This is a genomic window from Acidovorax sp. LjRoot38 (genome assembly GCF_964252975.1).
Lineage (GTDB): Bacteria > Pseudomonadota > Gammaproteobacteria > Burkholderiales > Burkholderiaceae_C > Acidovorax > Acidovorax facilis.
Map to the genome: position 1 here is coordinate 97,744 of NZ_CAXUPT020000007.1, position 19,176 is coordinate 116,919.

Below are 19,176 nucleotides of genomic sequence, written 5' to 3' on the forward strand. Positions count from 1 at the left end.
CTGTGCGCCCGTGGCCCGCCACCCGCCGCAGCGTCTTGCTGCTGAGCCTGTTCTTGTAATGGTCCCATCATGTCGTCGTCCCCTGTTTCCCCCCGCAGCCGTTTTTCGCTCTATCTCGACCTGATCCGCTGGGACCGCCCCGCCGGCTGGCTGGTGTGCCTGTGGCCGACGCTGAGCGCGCTGTGGATTGCAGCCGACGGCTTTCCGGGCTGGCACCTGCTGGTGGTGTTTGTGCTGGGCACCTTCCTCATGCGCAGTGCGGGCTGCTGCGTGAACGACGTGGCCGACCGCGACTTTGACAAACACGTCAAACGCACGGCGCAGCGGCCCGTCACGACCGGTGCGGTGTCGGTGAAGGAGGCGCTGGGCCTGGGCGCGGTGCTGGCGCTGGTGTCGTTTGGCCTGGTGCTCACCACCAACACCGCCGCCATCGCCTGGTCGGTGCCCGCCGTGCTGGTGGCCATTGCCTACCCGTTCACCAAACGCATCATCTCCATGCCCCAGGCGGTGCTGGGCATTGCGTTCAATTTCGGCATCGTCATTGCTTTTGCCGCCGTGCAGGGCAGCGTGCCCGCCGTGGCCTGGTGGATGTGGCTGGGCAACCTGTTCTGGGTGCTGGCCTACGACACCGAATACGCCATGGTGGACCGGGATGACGACCTCAAGATCGGCATCAAGACCTCGGCCATCACGCTGGGGCGCTGGGATGTGCCGGCCATCGTGGCGTTCTATCTGCTTTTTTTGTCTATTTGGGCCCTAGCGCTTTATCCATATGCACTGAATGCTATATTTTATATAGCAATTGCCGTTGCGCTGGCGCAGGTGCTGTGGCACTTTACGCTGATCCGGACCCGCTCGCGCGAAGGGTGTTTCAAGGCGTTCCGCGTCAACCACTGGCTGGGCGCCACGGTGTTTGCCGGCATTGCGGGCAGCTATCTGCTGCGGTGGCTGGGGCTGACGGGCTGACTACGGCGCGCGGCCGGGATTGTCTGTGATGGTTGTGGCGGGTTTTTACAAGCCGGTTTCCACGCCATTCGCTACATTGATTGGAAGCCGCGAGCCCGCCTGCAGCTTTCATTCAAACCCATTCTCGCTCCCCTTCATCCATGGCTGAAGACCGCGTCCATAAACTGCTGCAGGACATCCGGCAGCGCCATCCAGATCAATACAGCGTGCTGCAGGGCGCCCGCGCCCTTGTTCTTGCCCTGGGGCCGGATGTGCGCGAGGAGGTCAAATATGGCGGCATCCTCTTTTCGGCACCAGCGTCTTTTTGCGGCCTGTTTGCGTACACCCAGCATGTGTCGCTGGAGTTCGGTGATGGCGCCCAGCTGGCGGACGAATTCAAGGTGCTGGAGGGCGCTGGCAAACAGCGCAGGCACATCAAACTGCACACGCCAGAAGACCTGGCTGCCAAGCAGGTGGCCCACTACCTGGGATTGGCGTGCTCCCTCAGCAATAGCCCGAAGCGCCAATAGCCGCCTGCCACTGGGGCGAGGCCACCACTGCTGCGGGCGTGCGGCCCAACCAGCGCCCAAATTCGCGGGTCATGTGGGCCTGGTCGGTGTAGCCATGGTCCGCTGCGCACTCCGCGAGCGAGGGTGCCTCCGGCAGCGCCTGCGCAGCACGGCGCACGCGGGCCAGGCACTTCCAATAAGCCGGGGGGCGCCCGGTGGCGACCTGCACCAGCCGCTGCAGGGTGCGCTCCGACACGCCCAGTTGCCGCGCTGCCTGGGCCACCTGGCTGTGGCGCGCCAGGATTTGCAGCGCATCGGCCACCCGCGCATCCAGCACCATGCAGTCGTGCAGCAGGGGCAGGGCATCGTGGGCGTCGTTCATGGAGCGTTTGTGCAACAAGGCCAGCAGGCGCTTGGCATCCACCTGCGCGCCCGGCTGCATGCGAAATCCCCAGTAGCGCTCGCCCACCATGCCCGGCACGGTGTAGGTGGTGTCTGCCAGGTCGGTCACAAACCAGGTGGGCGGCTGGTGGGGGAGGGCATGCAGGATCAGGTCACGGCACCCATCAGGAACCACCACCGTGCTGTCGGCCGAGGCCGATGTGTGGTGCCAGGCTTCAAAGGGCTGCAGGAGCTGGGGCATGGAGAGCACCGATTGCACTGACTCAGTGCACTACCCCCCGAATTCATTCCCCAGTTCATCGGCGCGCTGGCGTGCGGCCTCCATGGCGCGTTCAAAGGCAGCAGCGACGCCGGCCGATTCCATGGACTGCAAGGCAGCATAGGTCGTGCCGCCCTTGGACGTGACCCGCTGGCGCAGTACGGCGGGCGCTTCGTCGGAACGGCGCGCCAGTTCTGATGCGCCGACAAATGTGCCCACGGCCAACTGGTGCGCCTGCTGCTCGGTCAGGCCCATGTCGGTGCCCGCGCGTGTCATGGCTTCCAGGAAGTAGAAAACGTAGGCGGGGCCAGAGCCCGACAGGGCGGTGACGGCGTCAAGCTGCTTTTCAGACTCCACCCAAAGGAACTCGCCGGTGGACGCCATGATGGCTTCGACTTGTGCGCGTTCGGCCGCGTCCACGGCAGGGCGGGCGTACAGCGCGCTCATGCCCTTGCCCACCAGCGCTGGCGTGTTGGGCATGGTGCGCACGATGCGCTCGGTGGAGAGCCATTGGGCAATGCTGTCGGAGCGGATGCCGGCGGCCACGCTCAGGTGCAAGGCCTGTTGCGTGTGGGCTTTTGCCTGCGCGGCGGCATCTTTGAAGGTCTGGGGCTTGACGGCCCACACCACGATGCGGGCGCGCTGCAGGGCAGGGCCCGCTTCAGGCTGGGCTTCGATCCCGTAGTTCTTTTGCAGCGCAGCGCGCGCATCGGCCCAGGGTTCGACCACCTCGATCTGGCTGGCCGGGTGGCCCTGGCGGATCAGCCCGCCGATGATGGCGCTGGCCATGTTGCCGCCGCCGATGAAGGCGATGGTGGGAAGGGATGAGTTTGCTGTGGCTGGAGCGGGGGAGGTCATTTTGCGGGCAGGCTGGAAAGGGAGAGCCGATGGTAGCGCCGCTAGACCTATGAGTTGCTCGAAGACTCGTGCAACCGGCGTGGCCAAAGCCAATGCTCCCGCGCAAGGGCCGCCCCGCCGCGCTGGGAGCGTCTCCCTCCGCGAGCAAAGCGAAGCAGAGAGGGGGAAGGCGCGCAGCGCCTCAGGGGGAGCTACTCAGCTACTGTTTGGCGAACGGCGTGTTCCCAGTTCGCCATCAGCTCCTGCGCACGCGAGCTGCTGAGCGTGGGCACAAAGCGGCGGTCGGCGCGCCACAGCCGCGAGAGTTCATCCGTGCTGCGGTACACGCCGCTCGACAGCCCGGCCAAGTACGCGGCCCCGAGCGCCGTGGTCTCGATGACGGCAGGCCGTACCACCGGAATGCCCAGCAGGTCGGCCTGGAACTGCATCAGCAGGTCGTTGATGCAGGCGCCGCCGTCCACGCGCAGTTCGCTCACGGGCGCACCGCCGGCGGCCACGGCGTCGCGGCTCATGGCCAGCAGCAGGGCGGCGCTCTGGTAGGCAATGCTCTCCAGCGCCGCGCGGGCGATGTGGCCCAGTGTGGTGCCGCGTGTGAGGCCCGTGATGGTGCCGCGCGAGTCGGGTTTCCAGTACGGAGCGCCCAGGCCGGTGAAGGCGGGCACCATCATCACGCCGCCTGAATCGGGCACGCTCTGCGCCAGCGATTCGACTTCGTTGCTGGTGGAGATGGCGCGCAGGCCGTCGCGCAGCCACTGCACCACCGCGCCGCCGACAAACACACTGCCTTCCATCGCAAATTCAGGGTATGCCGTCGCCTGCGCCGCACTGGTGGTGAGCAGGCCGTTTTGCGAGGTCTGGAACGTGCCGCCTGTGTGCATGAGCATGAAGCAGCCCGTGCCGTAGGTGTTCTTGGCCATGCCGGCGGTGAAGCAGGCCTGGCCGAAAAGCGCGCTTTGCTGGTCGCCCGCCACGCCGCCGATGCGGATGCTGTGGCCCAGCAGGTCGGCCGCGATGTCGCCAAAGTGGGCGCTGGATGGCAGTACCTCGGGCATCAGCGCCTTGGGAATGCGCAGCAGCGCCAGCAGCTCGTCGTCCCACTGGTTGGTGTGCACATTGAACAGCATGGTGCGCGAGGCGTTGCTTACATCCGTCACATGCACCTTGCCGTGGGTCAGCTTCCACATCAGCCAGCTGTCCACCGTGCCAAAGGCCAACTCACCGCGCTCCGCCGCGTCGCGCGCGCCGGGCACATGGTCCAGCAGCCACTGCAGCTTGGTGCCGGAGAAGTAGGCATCCACCAGCAGGCCCGTCTTGGCCTGGATGGTGGCGGCATGGCCTTGCTCGCGCAACTGGGCGCAGGCGGGCTCGGCACGCCGGTCTTGCCACACGATGGCGTGGTGCACGGGCTGGCCGGTTTGGCGGTTCCATAGCACCGTGGTTTCGCGCTGGTTGGTGATGCCCACGGCGCGCACGGCGCTCGCGGCAATGCCCGCCTTGGCCAGCGCATCGCGTGCGGTGGCGAGCTGGGTGCGCCAGATCTCCAGCGGGTCGTGCTCCACCCAGCCGGGCTGGGGGTAGATCTGCGGCAGCTCCAACTGGGCCTGCGCCACGATGTGGCCGCCTTCGTCGAAAACGATGCTGCGGGAGCTGGAGGTGCCTTGGTCGAGGGCGAGCAGGTAGGTCATGGTGAATGTCAGGTGATCAAGCGGCCACAGTGCAAACGACTTCGGCGTCTTGCAGCAACGCCGGAAACGGCTCCGGCGGCGGCGCGTCGGTGAACAGGCGGTCGATTTGCGCCAGTGTGGCCAGTTGCACCATGGCTGGGCGGTTGAACTTGCTGAAGTCGGCCGCCAGCCAGACCTCGCGTGCGTGTTCGATGATGGTTTGCGCCACCTTCACTTCGCGGTAGTCGAAGTCGCGCAGGGAGCCATCGGGCTCGATGCCCGAGATGCCGATGAGCGCAATGTCCACCTTGAACTGGCGGATGAAGTCCACCGCCGCTTCGCCCACGATGCCCCGGTCGCGGGCGCGCACCACGCCGCCGGCCACGATGACCTCGCACTCGGGGTTGCCGCTCAGGATGGCGGCCACGTTCAGGTTGTTGGTGATCACGCGCAGGCCGCGGTGGTGCAGCAGGGCCTTGGCGATGGCCTCGGTAGTGGTGCCGATGTTCAGGATCAGCGAGCAGTCGTTGGGCACTTGTTCGGCCACGGCGCGCGCGATGCGGGCCTTGCCTTCGGCGTGCAGTGTCTCGCGCTGGGTGTGGGCCAGGTTTTCCACCGTGGAGCTGGGCACGCGCACGCCACCATGAAAGCGCGTGAGCAGGCCGGACTCGGCCAGGCGCTGCACGTCACGTCGCACGGTCTGCAGGGTCACGCCCAGGGTGTCTGCCAGTTGTTCCACCGTGGCGGATTTGCGCGCGCGGACTTCTTCGAGAAGCAGCAGTTGTCGGGGGTTCGTATTCACGCGAATCAATCAGCTTATGGGGTGGAGATACTTTAAATCGAACAAAAAGGAACTCATTAAGGGTAAACCTTGATTCGATACGATCAAAAAAGAACAAAAATGAACGCAATCGAAAACGAGGCACTTTGCTGCGTGCGCAGCAGAAAGCCAGATCCACACAGCCCCCAGGGGGCCATTAGAAAGGTTGCGTGATGCAGCTGGCACTGGACAGCATCAGCAAGAAGGTAGGGCCGCAGACTTGGCTCCACGACATGAGCCTGGCGCTGCACAGCGGCGCCGTCACGGTGCTGCTGGGCGCCACGCAGGCGGGCAAGACCAGCCTGATGCGCATTATGGCGGGGCTCGATACGCCCACGGCCGGGCGCGTGATGGTGGATGGCGTGGACGTGACCGGCATGCCCGTGCGCGACCGCAACGTGGCCATGGTGTACCAGCAGTTCATCAACTACCCCTCGATGAAGGTGGCGGCCAATATTGCGTCGCCCCTCAAGCTGCGCGGCGAAAAGAACATCGACGCCCGGGTGCGGGAGATCGCGAGCCGCCTGCACATCGACATGTTCCTGGACCGCTACCCCGCCGAGCTGTCGGGCGGCCAGCAGCAGCGCGTGGCACTGGCCCGTGCTCTGGCCAAGGGCGCGCCGCTGATGTTGCTGGACGAACCCCTGGTGAACCTGGACTACAAGCTGCGCGAAGAATTGCGCGAAGAGCTGACTCAGTTGTTTGCCGCCGGTCAATCCACCGTGGTGTATGCCACCACCGAGCCGGGCGAGGCCCTGCTGCTGGGCGGCTATACGGCGGTGCTGGACGAAGGCCAGTTGCTGCAGTACGGCCCCACGGCCGAGGTGTTCCATGCGCCCAACTCGCTGCGTGTGGCGCGTGCCTTCAGCGACCCGCCCATGAATCTCATTGCCGCATCGGCGGTCCCAGGGGGTGTGCGCTTGGAGGGCGGCGCAGAACTGGCCGTGCCCCTGTCCCAAGGTGTGGCCACGGCGGCAGGGCTCACGGTGGGTGTGCGCGCCAGTGCGCTGCGCGTGGTGGCTCGCCCGGGCGACATCAGCGTGGGCGGAGTGGTCGAGCTGGCCGAAATTTCGGGCTCGGACACCTTTGTGCACGCGGCCACGCCCTGGGGCGACCTGGTGGCGCAGTTGACCGGGGTGCATTACTTTGAACTGGGCACGCCCATCACGCTGCACCTGGACCCGGCCCAGGCCTATGTGTTTGGTGCTGACGGCCGACTGGCATGGGCGCCCGCGCGCCCGAACGCTGTACAAGGAGGGCGTTGAGATGGCCCGCATCAGTCTGGATTTGGCGCATTCGTACAAGCCGAACCCGCAGCAGGACAGCGACTACGCGCTGCTGCCCCTCAAGATGGAGTTCGAGGATGGCGGTGCCTATGCGTTGTTGGGTCCTTCGGGCTGCGGCAAGACCACCATGCTCAACATCATGTCGGGTCTGCTCGTGCCTTCGCACGGCAAGGTGCTGTTTGATGGCCGCGACGTGACCCGTGCCAGCCCGCAGGAGCGCAACATTGCACAGGTGTTCCAGTTCCCGGTGATCTACGACACCATGACGGTGGCCGAGAATCTGGCGTTTCCGCTGAAGAACCGCAAGGTGCCCGAGGCGCAGATCAAGCAGCGCGTGGGCGTGATTGCCGAGATGCTGGAGATGAGCCATCAGCTGAACCTGCGGGCCGCAGGGCTGTCGGCAGACCAGAAACAGAAGATTTCACTGGGCCGTGGCCTGGTGCGCGCCGATGTGGCGGCGGTGCTGTTCGACGAGCCGCTCACGGTGATCGACCCGCACCTCAAGTGGCAACTGCGGCGCAAGCTCAAGCAGATCCACCACGAGCTCAAGCTCACACTGATCTACGTGACGCACGACCAGGTCGAGGCATTGACCTTTGCGGACCAGGTGGTGGTCATGACGCGTGGCCGCGCTGTGCAGGTGGGCTCGGCCGATGCGCTGTTCGAGCGGCCCCAGCATGTGTTTGTGGGGCATTTCATTGGCTCCCCAGGCATGAACTTTTTGCCCGCGCAGGTGGACGCGGGCCAGCTCAGCATCGTCGGCCACCGCGTGCACGCCCCTGTGGGACGTACTTTGCCAACGGGCCCGGTGCAGGTGGGTATTCGGCCCGAATACTTGGCGCTGGCATCGGCAGAGCAACCCGGCGCCATTGCCTGCACGGTGGCGCAAGTGCAGGACATCGGCACCTACCTGATGTTGACCGCGAAGGTGGGCGAGCACACGCTCAAGGCCCGCTTCAGCCCCGAGACGCGACTGCCCTCGGCGGGCGACACGGTGTGGCTGCAGGTGCTGGGTGAGCACACCTGCTACTACCAGAATGAGGAGCTTTTGGCATGAGCACGACGACCAAGCCCGTGAACCAGAAGGCCTGGTTCCTGATCCTGCCGGTCATCATCTGCGTGGCCTTCTCGGCCATTCTTCCATTGATGACAGTGGTGAACTACTCGGTGCAGGACATCATCAGCCCCGAGCGCCGCGTGTTTGTGGGCACTGAATGGTTTGCCGCTGTGATGCGCGATGAGGAGCTGCACGCGGCCTTGTGGCGGCAGATCACCTTCTCGCTGGCTGTGTTGGCGGTGGAGATTCCGCTGGGCATCCTGCTGGCGCTGTCCATGCCCGCGCAGGGCTGGAAGTCGTCCGCCGTGCTGGTGGTGGTGGCGCTGTCGCTGTTGATCCCCTGGAACGTGGTGGGCACCATCTGGCAGATCTATGGCCGTGCCGATATTGGCCTGATGGGCCGGATGTTGCAGGAGATGGGCATTGAATACAGCTACACCGGCAACGCCACGCAGGCGTGGCTCACGGTGCTGCTGATGGATGTGTGGCACTGGACGCCGCTGGTCGCGTTGCTGGCCTTTGCCGGGTTGCGTTCCATCCCCGACGCGTATTACCAGGCAGCCCGCATCGACGGTGCAAGCAAGTTCGCGGTGTTCCGCTACATCCAGCTGCCCAAGATGCGCGGCGTGCTGATGATTGCGGTGCTGCTGCGCTTCATGGACAGTTTCATGATCTACACAGAGCCCTTCGTGCTCACGGGGGGCGGGCCGGGCAATGCCACCACGTTCCTCAGCCAGTACCTCACGACCAAGGCGGTCGGCCAGTTCGACCTGGGCCCTGCGGCCGCCTTCTCGCTGATCTATTTCTTCATCATCCTGCTGCTGTGTTTCATCCTCTACAACTGGATGCAGCGCGTGGGCACCGTCAGCGACGAAGGAGCCGGCCATGAATGAAAAACGTTTCCAGAAGCGCACGCTGTTCCTGATCGCATACCTGCTGTTCGCGCTGTTGCCCATCTACTGGATGGTCAACATGAGCTTCAAGACGAATGAGGAGATCCTGTCGAGCTTCTCGTTCTTCCCGCAGAACTTCACCTGGGCCAACTACAAGACCATCTTCACCGATGCGTCGTGGTACTCGGGCTACATCAACAGCCTGATCTATGTGGCGATCAACACGGTGATCTCGCTCACGGTGGCGCTGCCCGCGGCCTATGCGTTCAGCCGTTACCAGTTCATGGGCGACAAGCATGTGTTCTTCTGGCTGCTGACCAACCGCATGACACCCCCGGCCGTGTTCTTGCTGCCGTTCTTCCAGCTCTACACCACCGTGGGGCTGATGGACACGCACATTGCCGTGGCGCTGGCCCATCTGTTGTTCAACGTGCCGCTGGCGGTGTGGATTCTGGAAGGTTTCATGAGTGGCATCCCGCGCGAGATCGACGAGACGGCCTACATCGATGGCTACAGCTTTCCGCGCTTTTTCATGACCATCTTCCTGCCGCTGATCAAGGCCGGTGTGGGCGTGGCGGCGTTCTTCTGCTTCATGTTCAGCTGGGTGGAGCTGCTGCTGGCCCGCACGCTGACCAGCGTGAACGCCAAGCCCATCGTGGCCACCATGACGCGCACCGTGAGTGCCTCGGGCATGGACTGGGCGACGCTGGCGGCGGCGGGGGTGCTGACCATCGTGCCGGGTGCCATCGTGATCTGGTTTGTTCGCCACTACATCGCAAAAGGCTTTGCGATGGGGCGGGTTTGAGGAGGCAGCGACATGTTTGACTGGATGGCCTGGACGCTGCCGGTGGCAGTGTTCTTTACGTGCATCGTGCTGATGCTGGTGGGCATGGCGGTGTGGGAGATCAAGTCGCCCACGACCATGCGCAAGGGTTTCCTGCCCCTGGAGACCACACGCGGCGACCGGCTCTTTATCGGGCTGCTGTCGGCCGCCTACGTGAACCTGATCTTTGTGGGCGTCAGCGGCAAGCTGGCCCAGTGGTTCAGCCTGCAGGGCGACCCGTCGATCTGGATCAGCTTTGTGGTGTCGATGGCGCTGCTGGCGCTGATCATGCGCAAGGGTTAAGGAAAAAATGGCCGTTTGCGCTTGATGGGTAAGCATTTGTAGCTATTGTTTTTGTAGTGTCGAAGGCCTGGCCTGGTTCCCCCCCGGGTTGGTGCCGGTCTACCAATGGGGGTCTCAATCTGAGAGGAGACAGCAATGAAGATGCAGTTCAAGGCGATCGCTTTCGCCGCCGCGGCTCTGGCGATGGGGCAGGCTGCCTGGGCCGGCGAGGCCGAGGCCAAGAAGTGGATCGACAGCGAATTCCAGCCATCCACGCTGAATAAAGACCAGCAGATGGCCGAGATGAAGTGGTTCATCGACGCAGCCAAAAAACTCCAGGCCAAGGGGGTGAAGGAAATCTCGGTGGTGTCTGAAACCATCACCACCCACGAATACGAATCCAAGACGCTGGCCAAGGCGTTCGAGGAAATCACCGGCATCAAAGTCAAGCACGACCTGATCCAGGAAGGCGACGTGGTCGAGAAGCTGCAGACCTCCATGCAGTCGGGCAAGTCCATCTATGACGGCTGGATCTCGGACTCGGACCTGATCGGCACGCACTACCGCTACGGCAAGATCCTGAACCTGACCGACTACATGGGCGCTGCGGGCAAGGAATGGACCAACCCCGGCATCGACCTCAAGGACTACATCGGTACCAAGTTCACGACCGGCCCCGATGGAAAGATGTACCAGCTGCCTGACCAGCAGTTTGCCAACCTGTACTGGTTCCGTGCCGATTTGTTCGACCGCAAGGACATCAAAGACAAGTTCAAGGCCAAGTACGGCTACGACCTGGGCGTGCCGCTGAACTGGTCGGCTTACGAGGACATCGCCGAGTTCTTCACCAACGATGTGAAGCAGATCGATGGCAAGCCGATCTATGGTCACATGGACTACGGCAAGAAGGACCCGTCGCTGGGCTGGCGCTTCACCGATGCCTGGCTGTCCATGGCGGGTACGGCCGACATCGGCGCGCCCAATGGCCTGCCGATTGACGAATGGGGCATCCGCGTGGCCGACGACAAGTGCACGCCCGTGGGCGCCAGCGTGGCCCGTGGCGGTGCGACCAACTCGCCCGCAGCCGTCTACGCCCTCACCAAGTACGTGGACTGGATGAAGAAATACGCGCCCAAGGAAGCCACGGGCATGACCTTTGGCGAGGCCGGCCCCGTGCCCGCCCAGGGCCAGATCGCGCAGCAGATCTTCTGGTACACCGCCTTCACGGCCGACATGACCAAGCCCGGCCTGCCCGTGGTGAATGCCGACGGCACGCCCAAGTGGCGCATGGCCCCTGGCCCCAACGGCCCCTACTGGAAGCAAGGCATGCAAAACGGCTACCAGGACGTGGGCAGCTGGACCTTCTTCAAGGACCACGATGCCAACAAGACGGCAGCCGCCTGGCTCTACGCACAGTTCGTGACGGCCAAGACCACGTCGCTGAAGAAGACCATGGTGGGCCTGACCCCGATCCGCGAATCCGACATCCAGTCCAAGGCCATGACCGACATGGCGCCCAAGCTGGGTGGTCTGGTGGAGTTCTACCGCAGCCCAGCCCGTGTGGCGTGGTCGCCCACTGGCACCAATGTGCCTGACTACCCCAAGCTGGCCCAGCTCTGGTGGAAGAACGTAGCCCAGGCCGTGACGGGTGAAAAGACGCCCCAAGGCGCCATGGACACGCTGGCCGACGAGATGGACCAGGTGATGGCCCGTCTGGAACGCGCTGGGATGGCCCATTGCGCTCCCAAGCTCAACCCCAAGAGCGACACCGCCAAGTGGCTGAGCGACAAGCAAGCGCCGTGGGCCAAGTTGGCCAATGAGAAGCCAAAGGGTCAGACGATTGCGTACGGCACCTTGTTGCAGGCCTGGAAGGATGGCAGGGCGCGGTAAGCCTGTTTAACCCGCCGTCCTGCTTACTGTGACGATGCTTCAGGCAGCCGTGGCTCATAAGGTCTCTGGCTGCCTTTTCATTCAAGACCGTCCCCAGTGCCTTTGGAGGCCTGGGGCCGGATCTTCCCCCGAAGTGACAAAAATTCAAGGGTAAACCCTTATTTTTTGCTTCGCCCATGGACAATCACCCCATGACTACTGCCTCCGCTCCCCTTCCCACACGGCGTGCCGACCTCTTGGCGCGTTTGGCCCAGCCTCACCACTATGACCTGGCGGTGATTGGCGGTGGGGCTACAGGCCTGGGGGTGGCGCTGGATGCGGCGGCCCGAGGGTTCAGCGTGGTCTTGGTGGACTCGCATGACTTCGCCAAGGGAACCTCGTCCCGGGCGACCAAATTGGTACACGGCGGTGTTCGTTACCTGGCGCAAGGCAACATCGCACTGGTGCGCGAGGCGTTGCATGAGCGCACTACCTTGCTTCACAACGCGCCCCACTTGGCGCAACCCCTGCCGTTTGTGATGCCGTCATACCACTATTGGGAGACGCCGTTTTACGGTATAGGCCTCAAGATGTACGATGCTTTGGCTGGGAAGGCTGGTTTGGGCGCCACCGAATTCATGGGGCGCGCACGCACATTGGAGTGCCTGCCCACGGCCCGCCCCGAAGGCCTCAAGGGTGGCGTCAAGTACTGGGACGGACAGTTTGATGACGCCCGTCTGGCCTTGGCCTTGGCGCGAACGGCTGCCAGCCTGGGCGCCCTGGTGGTCAACTACTGCCCTGCGCGGTCGTTGATTCACGAAGCTGGCAAGGTTGCAGGCTTTGTGTGTGAAGACGCAGACAGTGGCCAGCAGTTCACCGTGCGCGCGCGTACGGTTGTGAATGCCACCGGCGTATGGGTGGATGCCCTGCGCCAGATGGACGGAGAGGCCATAGGCCGCCCCGTCAAGCCCATTGTGGCGCCCAGCCAGGGGGTGCATATCGTGGTGGATCGGGAGTTTCTTCCGTCCGACCATGCGTTGATGGTTCCCAAGACGGCCGATGGCCGGGTCCTTTTTGCCGTGCCGTGGCTGGGAAAGCTCATTCTCGGGACCACCGACAGTCCGCGCCAGGACATCGTGCGTGAGCCGCAGCCTTTCCGGGAAGAGGTCCGGTTCATCCTGGACGAATCGGCGCGCTACCTCACCCGTGCGCCCAAGGTGGAAGACATCCGGAGTATCTGGGTGGGCCTGCGCCCGCTGGTGAAGCCGCAGGACGACGATGGTGACAACACCAAGAAAATCAGCCGCGAGCACACCGTGCTCGCCAGTCGCAGTGGCCTGATCACCGTGACGGGAGGCAAATGGACCACCTACCGCGCTATGGCTGAAGATGTGTTGCAAAAATGCTTCACCACGGGCCTGCTGCCGGAAAAGCCGTCGGGTGTGACCAATCATTTGCCCTTGGTGGGAACCCCTGAAGGGGCTGTTCAACATCGCATCAGTGATGCCCAGGGACTGCACTCCTACGGGAGCGAGGCGGCGGTTGTCCGGGACATTGCCGGTGCGCACACCGATCTTGGTGGGGGGCTGACAGAAGCCATGGTGCGCTTTGCCGCCCGCTACGAATACGCCTGCACGGTAGAGGATGTGTTGGCCCGCCGCTCCCGGTTATTGTTCCTCGATGCCCGCAAGGCCATCGAGCTAGCCCCAGCGGTCGCTGACATCCTGCGTGCGGAGCTGGGTGCCGACCCCCACCTGGATGCCTTTTTGGAGCTGGCGCAACAGTATTTGCAGGTTCCGGCCTGATGGGGCGCTTGACTTCGTAAAAGTCTTTTGCAATAATCGAGGGCTTCGCGTTTCCTACGTGAAGTTTCTGCCCAGCGGGAAGTGCTGCAAATGGTTTGCGGTGCGGACGACGGGCCCAAGACTGACTGGCTGATTTGCAGCCCTTGAGAAGTTCTCTGGGGCTGTTGTCTTCTGGTGCAAGTTGGGAATATTGAAATGATCCAGACAGAATCTCGGTTAGAGGTTGCCGACAATACCGGCGCCAAGTCCGTCCTTTGCATCAAGGTGCTGGGTGGCTCGAAGCGTCGCTATGCAAGCGTTGGCGACATCATCAAGGTGAGCATCAAAGAAGCCGCTCCACGTGGCCGCGTCAAAAAAGGCGAGGTTTACAGTGCAGTGGTGGTTCGCACGGCGAAGGGTATTCGTCGCGGCGATGGTTCGCTCGTCAAATTCGATGGCAACGCCGCAGTGTTGCTGAATGCAAAGTTGGAGCCTATCGGCACCCGTATCTTTGGACCCGTGACGCGTGAACTGCGTACCGAGAAGTTCATGAAGATCGTGTCTCTGGCTCCTGAAGTTCTCTAAGGACGCGCCATGAACAAGATTCGCAAGGGCGACGAAGTCATCGTGCTGACCGGCCGTGACAAGGGCAAGCGCGGCACGGTGTCGCTGCGCAAGGATGACTCCTACGTGGTCATCGATGGCATCAATCTGGTCAAGAAGCACGCCAAGCCAAACCCCATGAAGGGTACGACGGGCGGCATCGTTGAAAAGTCCATGCCAATTCATCAGTCCAACGTGGCCATCTTCAATGCCGCTACGGGCAAGGCTGATCGCGTGGGCATCAAGGTGCAGGCTGACGGTTCGCGCATTCGCGTGTTCAAGTCCAGCGGTGCTGAAATCAAGGCGGCCTAAGGGGTAAACATGGCACGACTCCAAGAAATTTACCGCGACAAGATCGCTCCCGAACTTGCCAAACAGTTCGGCTACACCTCGCCGATGCAGGTTCCCCGTCTGACCAAGATCACGCTGAACATGGGCGTGAGCGAGGCAGTCTCGGACAAGAAGGTGATGGACAACGCTGTGGCTGACCTGACCAAGATTGCTGGTCAAAAGCCTGTGGTGACCAAGGCCAAGAAGGCTATCGCTGGTTTCAAGATCCGCGAAGGCCAGGCCATTGGTTGCATGGTCACGCTGCGTGGCGTGCAGATGTATGAGTTCCTGGACCGTTTCGTGACCGTGGCTCTGCCTCGCGTTCGTGACTTCCGTGGTATCTCTGGTCGCGCGTTCGACGGTCGTGGCAACTACAACATCGGCGTCAAAGAACAGATCATCTTCCCTGAAATTGAGTACGACAAGGTCGATGCCTTGCGCGGTCTCAACATCAGCATCACCACGACGGCCAAGTCCGACGAAGAAGCCAAGGCGCTTCTCGCTGGTTTCCGTTTCCCGTTCAAGAACTGAGGCGAAGCATGGCTAAAGTAGCTTTGATCCAACGCGAACTGAAGCGCGAAAAACTGGCAGCCAAGTACGCAACCAAGTATGCGGAACTCAAGGCAATCGCTGGCGATGCCAAGCGCAGCGACGAAGAGCGCGATGCAGCCCGCCTGGGCCTGCAAAAGCTCCCTCGCAACGCCAACCCGACGCGTCAGCGCAACCGTTGCGAAATCACTGGTCGTCCACGTGGCACCTTCCGTCAATTCGGTCTGGCTCGCGCCAAGATCCGCGAACTGGCTTTTGCAGGCGACATCCCCGGTGTCACCAAAGCCAGCTGGTAAGCAGGCAGGAGAGATTAAACATGAGCATGAGTGATCCCATCGCTGACTTGCTGACCCGCATCCGTAATGCACAGATGGTCGCCAAGGCCACGGTTCTGGTGCCTTCTTCCAAAGTGAAGATTGCCATCGCCCAGGTGCTGAAGGACGAAGGTTATATCGACGGCTTCCAGGTGAAAACCGAAGCCGGCAAGTCGGAACTCGAAATTGCCCTGAAGTACTACGCAGGTCGCCCCGTGATTGAGCGCATTGAGCGCGTCAGCCGCCCTGGCCTGCGTGTCTACAAAGGCCGTGATTCCATTCCACAAGTCATGAACGGTCTGGGTGTGGCAATTGTCACGACGCCCAAGGGCGTGATGACTGATCGCAAGGCGCGTGCTACCGGTGTCGGTGGCGAAGTGCTCTGCTACGTGGCCTAACCCGCGGCATTGAGGAGAAACTGAAATGTCCCGAGTAGGAAAAATGCCCGTGACCATCCCCGCAGGCGTGGATGTGTCCGTGAAAGATGACCAGATCTCTGTCAAGGGTACTGGTGGCGCTCTATCGCTGGCGCAAAACGCGCTGGTGAAAGTGTCCAGCAATGACGGCAAGCTCAGCTTTGAGCCTGCTAACGAATCCCGCGAAGCCAATGCCATGAGCGGCACGATTCGCCAGTTGGTCAACAACATGGTGGTCGGTGTCAGCAAAGGCTTTGAAAAGAAGCTGAGCCTGGTCGGTGTGGGCTACAAAGCCGCTGCCTCAGGCTCCAAGCTGAATCTGGCTGTTGGCTATTCGCATCCGGTCAATATCGAAATGCCCGCAGGCATCACGGTTGCCACCCCGACGCCCACGGAAGTGGTGATCAAGGGTGCAGATCGTCAGCGTGTCGGTCAGATCGCTGCTGAGATTCGTGCTGTTCGTCCACCTGAGCCCTACAAGGGCAAGGGTATCCGCTACGCGGACGAAAAGATCACGATCAAAGAGACCAAGAAGAAATAAGGAGCTGCAACATGTTGACCAAGAAAGAGCAGCGTCTTCGTCGTTCGCGCCAGACCCGCATCCGCATTGCACAGCAAGGCGTGGCACGTCTCACGGTGAACCGTACGAACCTCCATATCTACGCCAGTGTGATCTCCGGCGACGGCAGCAAGGTGCTGGCAAGTGCATCCACGGCGGAAGCCGACGTGCGCAAGTCGCTCGGCGGTTCGGGCAAGGGTGGCAATGCCGCTGCAGCCCAGATCATCGGCAAGCGTATCGCTGAAAAGGCGAAGGCTGCAGGTGTCGAGAAGGTTGCATTTGATCGCGCAGGCTTTGCTTACCACGGTCGCGTCAAGGCTTTGGCCGACGCAGCCCGTGAAGCTGGCTTGCAGTTCTAAGCGGAGCGGAATACAAAATGGCTAAATTTCAACCCAAAGTGCAGAACGAAGGTCAAGACGACGGTCTGCGCGAAAAAATGATCGCGGTCAACCGCGTGACCAAAGTCGTGAAGGGTGGCCGTATTCTCGGTTTCGCCGCACTGACGGTGGTTGGCGACGGTGATGGCCGCGTGGGCATGGGCAAGGGCAAGTCGAAAGAAGTGCCAGCTGCTGTGCAAAAGGCTATGGAAGAAGCTCGTCGCAACATGGTCAAGGTCTCGTTGAAGAACGGCACCATCCACCACAATGTGACCGGCCACCATGGCGCTGCTGTTGTGATGATGGCACCTGCTCCAAAGGGTACCGGCATCATCGCTGGCGGCCCTATGCGTGCAGTTTTTGAAGTGTTGGGTGTGACTGACATCGTGGCCAAGAGCCATGGTTCGTCCAATCCCTACAACATGGTCCGTGCAACGTTTGACGCGCTCGTCAATTCGACCACCCCGTCGAATGTGGCGGCCAAGCGCGGCAAGACAGTCGAAGACATCTTCGCCTGAACCGGAGCTTGAAAATGACAACGCAACAAACCGTCAAGATTCAACTGGTGCGCAGCCCGATTGGCACCAAGGAATCGCACCGCGCCACCGTTCGTGGCCTGGGTCTGCGCAAGCTCAATAGCGTGAGCGAACTGCAGGACTCGCCCGAAGTGCGCGGCATGATTAACAAGATCAGCTATCTGGTCAAAGTCCTCTGAGAGATAGATCATGGAACTCAATAGCATCAAGCCCGCAGACGGCGCCAAGCATGCCAAGCGCCGCGTAGGCCGTGGTATCGGCTCCGGCCTGGGCAAGACCGCTGGCCGTGGTCACAAGGGTCAGAAGTCTCGTGCCGGTGGCTACCACAAGGTTGGTTTTGAAGGCGGTCAAATGCCTTTGCAACGCCGCTTGCCCAAGCGTGGCTTCAAGTCGCACTTGCTCAAGTTCAACGCAGAAGTGACGCTGACGGCATTGGATCAACTCGGCTTGGCCGAAGTGGATGTCCTCGCTCTGAAGCAAGCAGGCCTGGTTGGCGAATTGGCCAAGGTGGTGAAGGTCATCAAGAGCGGTTCCCTGACCAAGGCTGTCAAGCTCAATGGCGTGGGTGCTACGGCTGGTGCCAAAGCAGCGATTGAAGCTGCTGGCGGCAGCGTCGCCTGAGTGTGGCTCTGAAGGAAGGCATCTGTGGCTACTAGCGCGGCTCAAATTGCAAAGACCGGGAAATTCGGCGACCTCCGTCGTCGTCTGGTTTTTCTGTTGCTTGCGCTGGTCGTGTACCGCATTGGGGCTCATATCCCTGTGCCAGGCATCGATCCAGCCCAACTCCAGCAGCTCTTCAGTGGCCAGCAAGGCGGCATCCTGAATCTGTTCAACATGTTCTCCGGTGGTGCGCTGTCGCGCTTCACGGTTTTCGCTCTGGGGATCATGCCGTACATTTCGGCGTCGATCATCATGCAGCTGATGACCTATGTGGTTCCCACATTCGAGCAGTTGAAAAAGGAAGGCGAAGCCGGTCGCAGGAAGATCACTCAGTACACCCGCTATGGCACCTTGGGCTTGGCCCTGTTCCAGTCGCTGGGAATTGCCGTAGCGCTGGAAAGCTCTGCTGGTTTGGTCCTGAGCCCCGGTTTCGGGTTCCGCATGACCGCTGTGGTCAGCTTGACGGCTGGCACGATGTTCCTGATGTGGCTGGGTGAGCAGATCACAGAGCGTGGTTTGGGGAACGGGATCTCGATCCTGATCTTTGCGGGCATTGCCGCTGGTTTGCCTAGTTCGATCGGTGGCCTTCTGGAGCTGGTTCGTACGGGTGCCATGAGCATTCTGGCCGCTATCTTCATCGTCCTCGTCGTTGGTCTGGTGACTTACTTCGTGGTGTTTGTCGAGCGGGGTCAGCGCAAGATACTGGTGAATTACGCTCGCCGGCAAGTAGGCAACAAGGTTTATGGTGGCCAATCGTCTCACCTGCCCCTGAAGCTGAACATGGCAGGTGTGATTCCTCCGATCTTTGCCTCGTCGATCATTCTGCTGCCGGCAACGGTGGTGAACTGGTTCAGTGCAGGTGAATCGATGCGCTGGTTGAAGGATATCTCGGGTGCGTTGACTCCTGGTCAGCCCATCTACGTGATGTTCTATGCTGCAGCCATCATCTTCTTCTGCTTTTTCTACACGGCTCTGGTATTCAACAGCCGTGAAACTGCAGACAACCTGAAGAAGAGCGGTGCGTTCATTCCAGGCATTCGCCCAGGTGAACAGACGGCCCGTTATATCGACAAGATCCTGGTGCGCCTGACATTGGCAGGCGCTGTGTACATCACCTTTGTGTGCTTGCTGCCAGAGTTCCTGATCTTGAAGTACAACGTTCCGTTCTACTTTGGTGGAACCTCGCTGTTGATCATTGTGGTGGTGACCATGGACTTCATGGCCCAGGTTCAGAACTACATGATGTCGCAACAGTATGAGTCGCTGCTCAAGAAAGCCAATTTCAAGGGCAACGCAGGCGGTTGATGATGAGGAAGGCAGTGCTGCACTTGCGACACTGCCTGCAAGGAACTGAATATCGGTTGAGTTGGCGCCCCACGAT

At 61.7% G+C, this 19,176-nt stretch carries 24 protein-coding genes; 20 read left to right on the forward strand and 4 right to left on the reverse strand.

What is annotated here, in order from left to right:
- Nucleotides 1-69: 69 nt before the first annotated feature.
- Both ubiA and ACSQ22_RS14530 read left to right on the forward strand, forming a co-directional pair.
- Nucleotides 70-966 (forward strand): 4-hydroxybenzoate octaprenyltransferase, encoded by an 897-nt coding sequence (gene ubiA, locus ACSQ22_RS14525; protein ID WP_431151007.1) that lies wholly within the window; start codon nt 70-72, stop codon nt 964-966.
- 140 nt (nt 967-1,106) lie between these two features.
- A complete protein-coding gene (locus tag ACSQ22_RS14530; RefSeq protein WP_218301474.1) occupies nt 1,107-1,475 on the forward strand; it encodes a DUF1801 domain-containing protein in 369 nt (122 codons plus the stop codon).
- Here ACSQ22_RS14530 and ACSQ22_RS14535 read toward each other — a convergent pair.
- From ACSQ22_RS14535 to ACSQ22_RS14550, 4 genes are all read right to left on the reverse strand, one after another.
- On the reverse strand, nt 1,450-2,097 hold the full coding sequence (locus ACSQ22_RS14535; protein ID WP_436130733.1) for a helix-turn-helix domain-containing protein: 648 nt from the start codon (nt 2,095-2,097) through the stop codon (nt 1,450-1,452). The two genes, ACSQ22_RS14530 and ACSQ22_RS14535, sit on opposite strands and share 26 nt — an antisense overlap.
- Nucleotides 2,098-2,127: 30 nt before the next feature.
- Nucleotides 2,128-2,973 carry a pyrroline-5-carboxylate reductase gene (proC, locus tag ACSQ22_RS14540; RefSeq protein ID WP_436130734.1) on the reverse strand — a complete coding sequence of 282 codons (846 nt, stop codon included), beginning with the start codon at nt 2,971-2,973 and terminating at the stop codon, nt 2,128-2,130.
- 191 nt (nt 2,974-3,164) lie between these two features.
- Nucleotides 3,165-4,658 (reverse strand): glycerol kinase GlpK, encoded by a 1,494-nt coding sequence (gene glpK, locus ACSQ22_RS14545; protein WP_436130735.1) that lies wholly within the window; start codon nt 4,656-4,658, stop codon nt 3,165-3,167.
- A 16-nt stretch (nt 4,659-4,674) separates the two neighbouring features.
- Nucleotides 4,675-5,439, reverse strand: a complete 765-nt coding sequence (locus ACSQ22_RS14550) for a DeoR/GlpR family DNA-binding transcription regulator (RefSeq protein ID WP_055395745.1) — start codon at nt 5,437-5,439, stop codon at nt 4,675-4,677.
- A gap of 191 nt (nt 5,440-5,630) precedes the next feature.
- Here ACSQ22_RS14550 and ACSQ22_RS14555 point away from each other — a divergent pair, with 191 nt between their 5' ends.
- The 18 genes from ACSQ22_RS14555 to secY all read left to right on the forward strand — a co-directional run bounded on the left by ACSQ22_RS14555 (nt 5,631) and on the right by secY (nt 19,100).
- Entirely contained in the window at nt 5,631-6,722 is a 1,092-nt protein-coding gene (locus ACSQ22_RS14555; RefSeq protein WP_218301478.1) for an ABC transporter ATP-binding protein, read from the forward strand.
- Nucleotide 6,723: 1 nt separating this feature from the next.
- Nucleotides 6,724-7,800, forward strand: coding sequence for an ABC transporter ATP-binding protein (locus ACSQ22_RS14560; RefSeq protein WP_436130736.1), 1,077 nt, complete (start codon nt 6,724-6,726; stop codon nt 7,798-7,800).
- Nucleotides 7,797-8,693 carry a carbohydrate ABC transporter permease gene (locus ACSQ22_RS14565; protein ID WP_100408926.1) on the forward strand — a complete coding sequence of 299 codons (897 nt, stop codon included), beginning with the start codon at nt 7,797-7,799 and terminating at the stop codon, nt 8,691-8,693. Before ACSQ22_RS14560 ends, ACSQ22_RS14565 begins: the two co-directional genes overlap by 4 nt.
- Complete coding sequence (locus tag ACSQ22_RS14570; protein ID WP_055395662.1) at nt 8,686-9,498, forward strand: carbohydrate ABC transporter permease; 813 nt, start codon at nt 8,686-8,688, stop codon at nt 9,496-9,498. Before ACSQ22_RS14565 ends, ACSQ22_RS14570 begins: the two co-directional genes overlap by 8 nt.
- Nucleotides 9,499-9,510: 12 nt before the next feature.
- Nucleotides 9,511-9,819, forward strand: coding sequence for a DUF2160 domain-containing protein (locus ACSQ22_RS14575; RefSeq protein ID WP_431151002.1), 309 nt, complete (start codon nt 9,511-9,513; stop codon nt 9,817-9,819).
- A 135-nt stretch (nt 9,820-9,954) separates the two neighbouring features.
- Nucleotides 9,955-11,688, forward strand: coding sequence for an ABC transporter substrate-binding protein (locus ACSQ22_RS14580; protein ID WP_436130737.1), 1,734 nt, complete (start codon nt 9,955-9,957; stop codon nt 11,686-11,688).
- Between the two features lie 191 nt (nt 11,689-11,879).
- Nucleotides 11,880-13,472, forward strand: coding sequence for an FAD-dependent oxidoreductase (locus ACSQ22_RS14585; RefSeq protein ID WP_436130738.1), 1,593 nt, complete (start codon nt 11,880-11,882; stop codon nt 13,470-13,472).
- A 195-nt stretch (nt 13,473-13,667) separates the two neighbouring features.
- Complete coding sequence (gene rplN, locus ACSQ22_RS14590) at nt 13,668-14,036, forward strand: 50S ribosomal protein L14 (protein ID WP_007861702.1); 369 nt, start codon at nt 13,668-13,670, stop codon at nt 14,034-14,036.
- A 9-nt stretch (nt 14,037-14,045) separates the two neighbouring features.
- A complete protein-coding gene (rplX, locus tag ACSQ22_RS14595; protein ID WP_055395669.1) occupies nt 14,046-14,366 on the forward strand; it encodes a 50S ribosomal protein L24 in 321 nt (106 codons plus the stop codon).
- A 9-nt stretch (nt 14,367-14,375) separates the two neighbouring features.
- Entirely contained in the window at nt 14,376-14,915 is a 540-nt protein-coding gene (rplE, locus tag ACSQ22_RS14600; protein WP_055395671.1) for a 50S ribosomal protein L5, read from the forward strand.
- A gap of 8 nt (nt 14,916-14,923) precedes the next feature.
- Complete coding sequence (gene rpsN / locus ACSQ22_RS14605) at nt 14,924-15,229, forward strand: 30S ribosomal protein S14 (RefSeq protein ID WP_007861712.1); 306 nt, start codon at nt 14,924-14,926, stop codon at nt 15,227-15,229.
- A gap of 20 nt (nt 15,230-15,249) precedes the next feature.
- Nucleotides 15,250-15,645, forward strand: a complete 396-nt coding sequence (gene rpsH / locus ACSQ22_RS14610) for a 30S ribosomal protein S8 (RefSeq protein WP_008906523.1) — start codon at nt 15,250-15,252, stop codon at nt 15,643-15,645.
- A gap of 25 nt (nt 15,646-15,670) precedes the next feature.
- Nucleotides 15,671-16,204 carry a 50S ribosomal protein L6 gene (rplF, locus tag ACSQ22_RS14615; protein ID WP_055395675.1) on the forward strand — a complete coding sequence of 178 codons (534 nt, stop codon included), beginning with the start codon at nt 15,671-15,673 and terminating at the stop codon, nt 16,202-16,204.
- Between the two features lie 11 nt (nt 16,205-16,215).
- Complete coding sequence (rplR, locus tag ACSQ22_RS14620; RefSeq protein WP_005793639.1) at nt 16,216-16,581, forward strand: 50S ribosomal protein L18; 366 nt, start codon at nt 16,216-16,218, stop codon at nt 16,579-16,581.
- A 17-nt stretch (nt 16,582-16,598) separates the two neighbouring features.
- Nucleotides 16,599-17,117: a 30S ribosomal protein S5 gene (rpsE, locus tag ACSQ22_RS14625; protein WP_008906520.1), complete on the forward strand. Its 519-nt coding sequence runs from the start codon at nt 16,599-16,601 to the stop codon at nt 17,115-17,117.
- Nucleotides 17,118-17,131: 14 nt separating this feature from the next.
- Nucleotides 17,132-17,314 carry a 50S ribosomal protein L30 gene (gene rpmD / locus ACSQ22_RS14630; protein WP_007861725.1) on the forward strand — a complete coding sequence of 61 codons (183 nt, stop codon included), beginning with the start codon at nt 17,132-17,134 and terminating at the stop codon, nt 17,312-17,314.
- Between the two features lie 10 nt (nt 17,315-17,324).
- Entirely contained in the window at nt 17,325-17,756 is a 432-nt protein-coding gene (gene rplO, locus ACSQ22_RS14635) for a 50S ribosomal protein L15 (protein WP_055395677.1), read from the forward strand.
- A gap of 24 nt (nt 17,757-17,780) precedes the next feature.
- On the forward strand, nt 17,781-19,100 hold the full coding sequence (secY, locus tag ACSQ22_RS14640) for a preprotein translocase subunit SecY (RefSeq protein ID WP_055395679.1): 1,320 nt from the start codon (nt 17,781-17,783) through the stop codon (nt 19,098-19,100).
- Nucleotides 19,101-19,176: the final 76 nt, after the last annotated feature.

Coding starts and splice junctions, on each gene's coding strand:
- ubiA (WP_431151007.1), top strand. CDS start 70: ATGTCGTCGTCCCCTGTTTCCCCCCGCAGCCGTTTTTCGCTCTATCTC.
- ACSQ22_RS14530 (WP_218301474.1), top strand. CDS start 1,107: ATGGCTGAAGACCGCGTCCATAAACTGCTGCAGGACATCCGGCAGCGC.
- ACSQ22_RS14535 (WP_436130733.1), bottom strand. CDS start 2,097: ATGCCCCAGCTCCTGCAGCCCTTTGAAGCCTGGCACCACACATCGGCC.
- proC (WP_436130734.1), bottom strand. CDS start 2,973: ATGACCTCCCCCGCTCCAGCCACAGCAAACTCATCCCTTCCCACCATC.
- glpK (WP_436130735.1), bottom strand. CDS start 4,658: ATGACCTACCTGCTCGCCCTCGACCAAGGCACCTCCAGCTCCCGCAGC.
- ACSQ22_RS14555 (WP_218301478.1), top strand. CDS start 5,631: ATGCAGCTGGCACTGGACAGCATCAGCAAGAAGGTAGGGCCGCAGACT.
- ACSQ22_RS14560 (WP_436130736.1), top strand. CDS start 6,724: ATGGCCCGCATCAGTCTGGATTTGGCGCATTCGTACAAGCCGAACCCG.
- ACSQ22_RS14565 (WP_100408926.1), top strand. CDS start 7,797: ATGAGCACGACGACCAAGCCCGTGAACCAGAAGGCCTGGTTCCTGATC.
- ACSQ22_RS14570 (WP_055395662.1), top strand. CDS start 8,686: ATGAATGAAAAACGTTTCCAGAAGCGCACGCTGTTCCTGATCGCATAC.
- ACSQ22_RS14575 (WP_431151002.1), top strand. CDS start 9,511: ATGTTTGACTGGATGGCCTGGACGCTGCCGGTGGCAGTGTTCTTTACG.
- ACSQ22_RS14580 (WP_436130737.1), top strand. CDS start 9,955: ATGAAGATGCAGTTCAAGGCGATCGCTTTCGCCGCCGCGGCTCTGGCG.
- ACSQ22_RS14585 (WP_436130738.1), top strand. CDS start 11,880: ATGACTACTGCCTCCGCTCCCCTTCCCACACGGCGTGCCGACCTCTTG.
- rplN (WP_007861702.1), top strand. CDS start 13,668: ATGATCCAGACAGAATCTCGGTTAGAGGTTGCCGACAATACCGGCGCC.
- rplX (WP_055395669.1), top strand. CDS start 14,046: ATGAACAAGATTCGCAAGGGCGACGAAGTCATCGTGCTGACCGGCCGT.
- rplE (WP_055395671.1), top strand. CDS start 14,376: ATGGCACGACTCCAAGAAATTTACCGCGACAAGATCGCTCCCGAACTT.
- rpsN (WP_007861712.1), top strand. CDS start 14,924: ATGGCTAAAGTAGCTTTGATCCAACGCGAACTGAAGCGCGAAAAACTG.
- rpsH (WP_008906523.1), top strand. CDS start 15,250: ATGAGCATGAGTGATCCCATCGCTGACTTGCTGACCCGCATCCGTAAT.
- rplF (WP_055395675.1), top strand. CDS start 15,671: ATGTCCCGAGTAGGAAAAATGCCCGTGACCATCCCCGCAGGCGTGGAT.
- rplR (WP_005793639.1), top strand. CDS start 16,216: ATGTTGACCAAGAAAGAGCAGCGTCTTCGTCGTTCGCGCCAGACCCGC.
- rpsE (WP_008906520.1), top strand. CDS start 16,599: ATGGCTAAATTTCAACCCAAAGTGCAGAACGAAGGTCAAGACGACGGT.
- rpmD (WP_007861725.1), top strand. CDS start 17,132: ATGACAACGCAACAAACCGTCAAGATTCAACTGGTGCGCAGCCCGATT.
- rplO (WP_055395677.1), top strand. CDS start 17,325: ATGGAACTCAATAGCATCAAGCCCGCAGACGGCGCCAAGCATGCCAAG.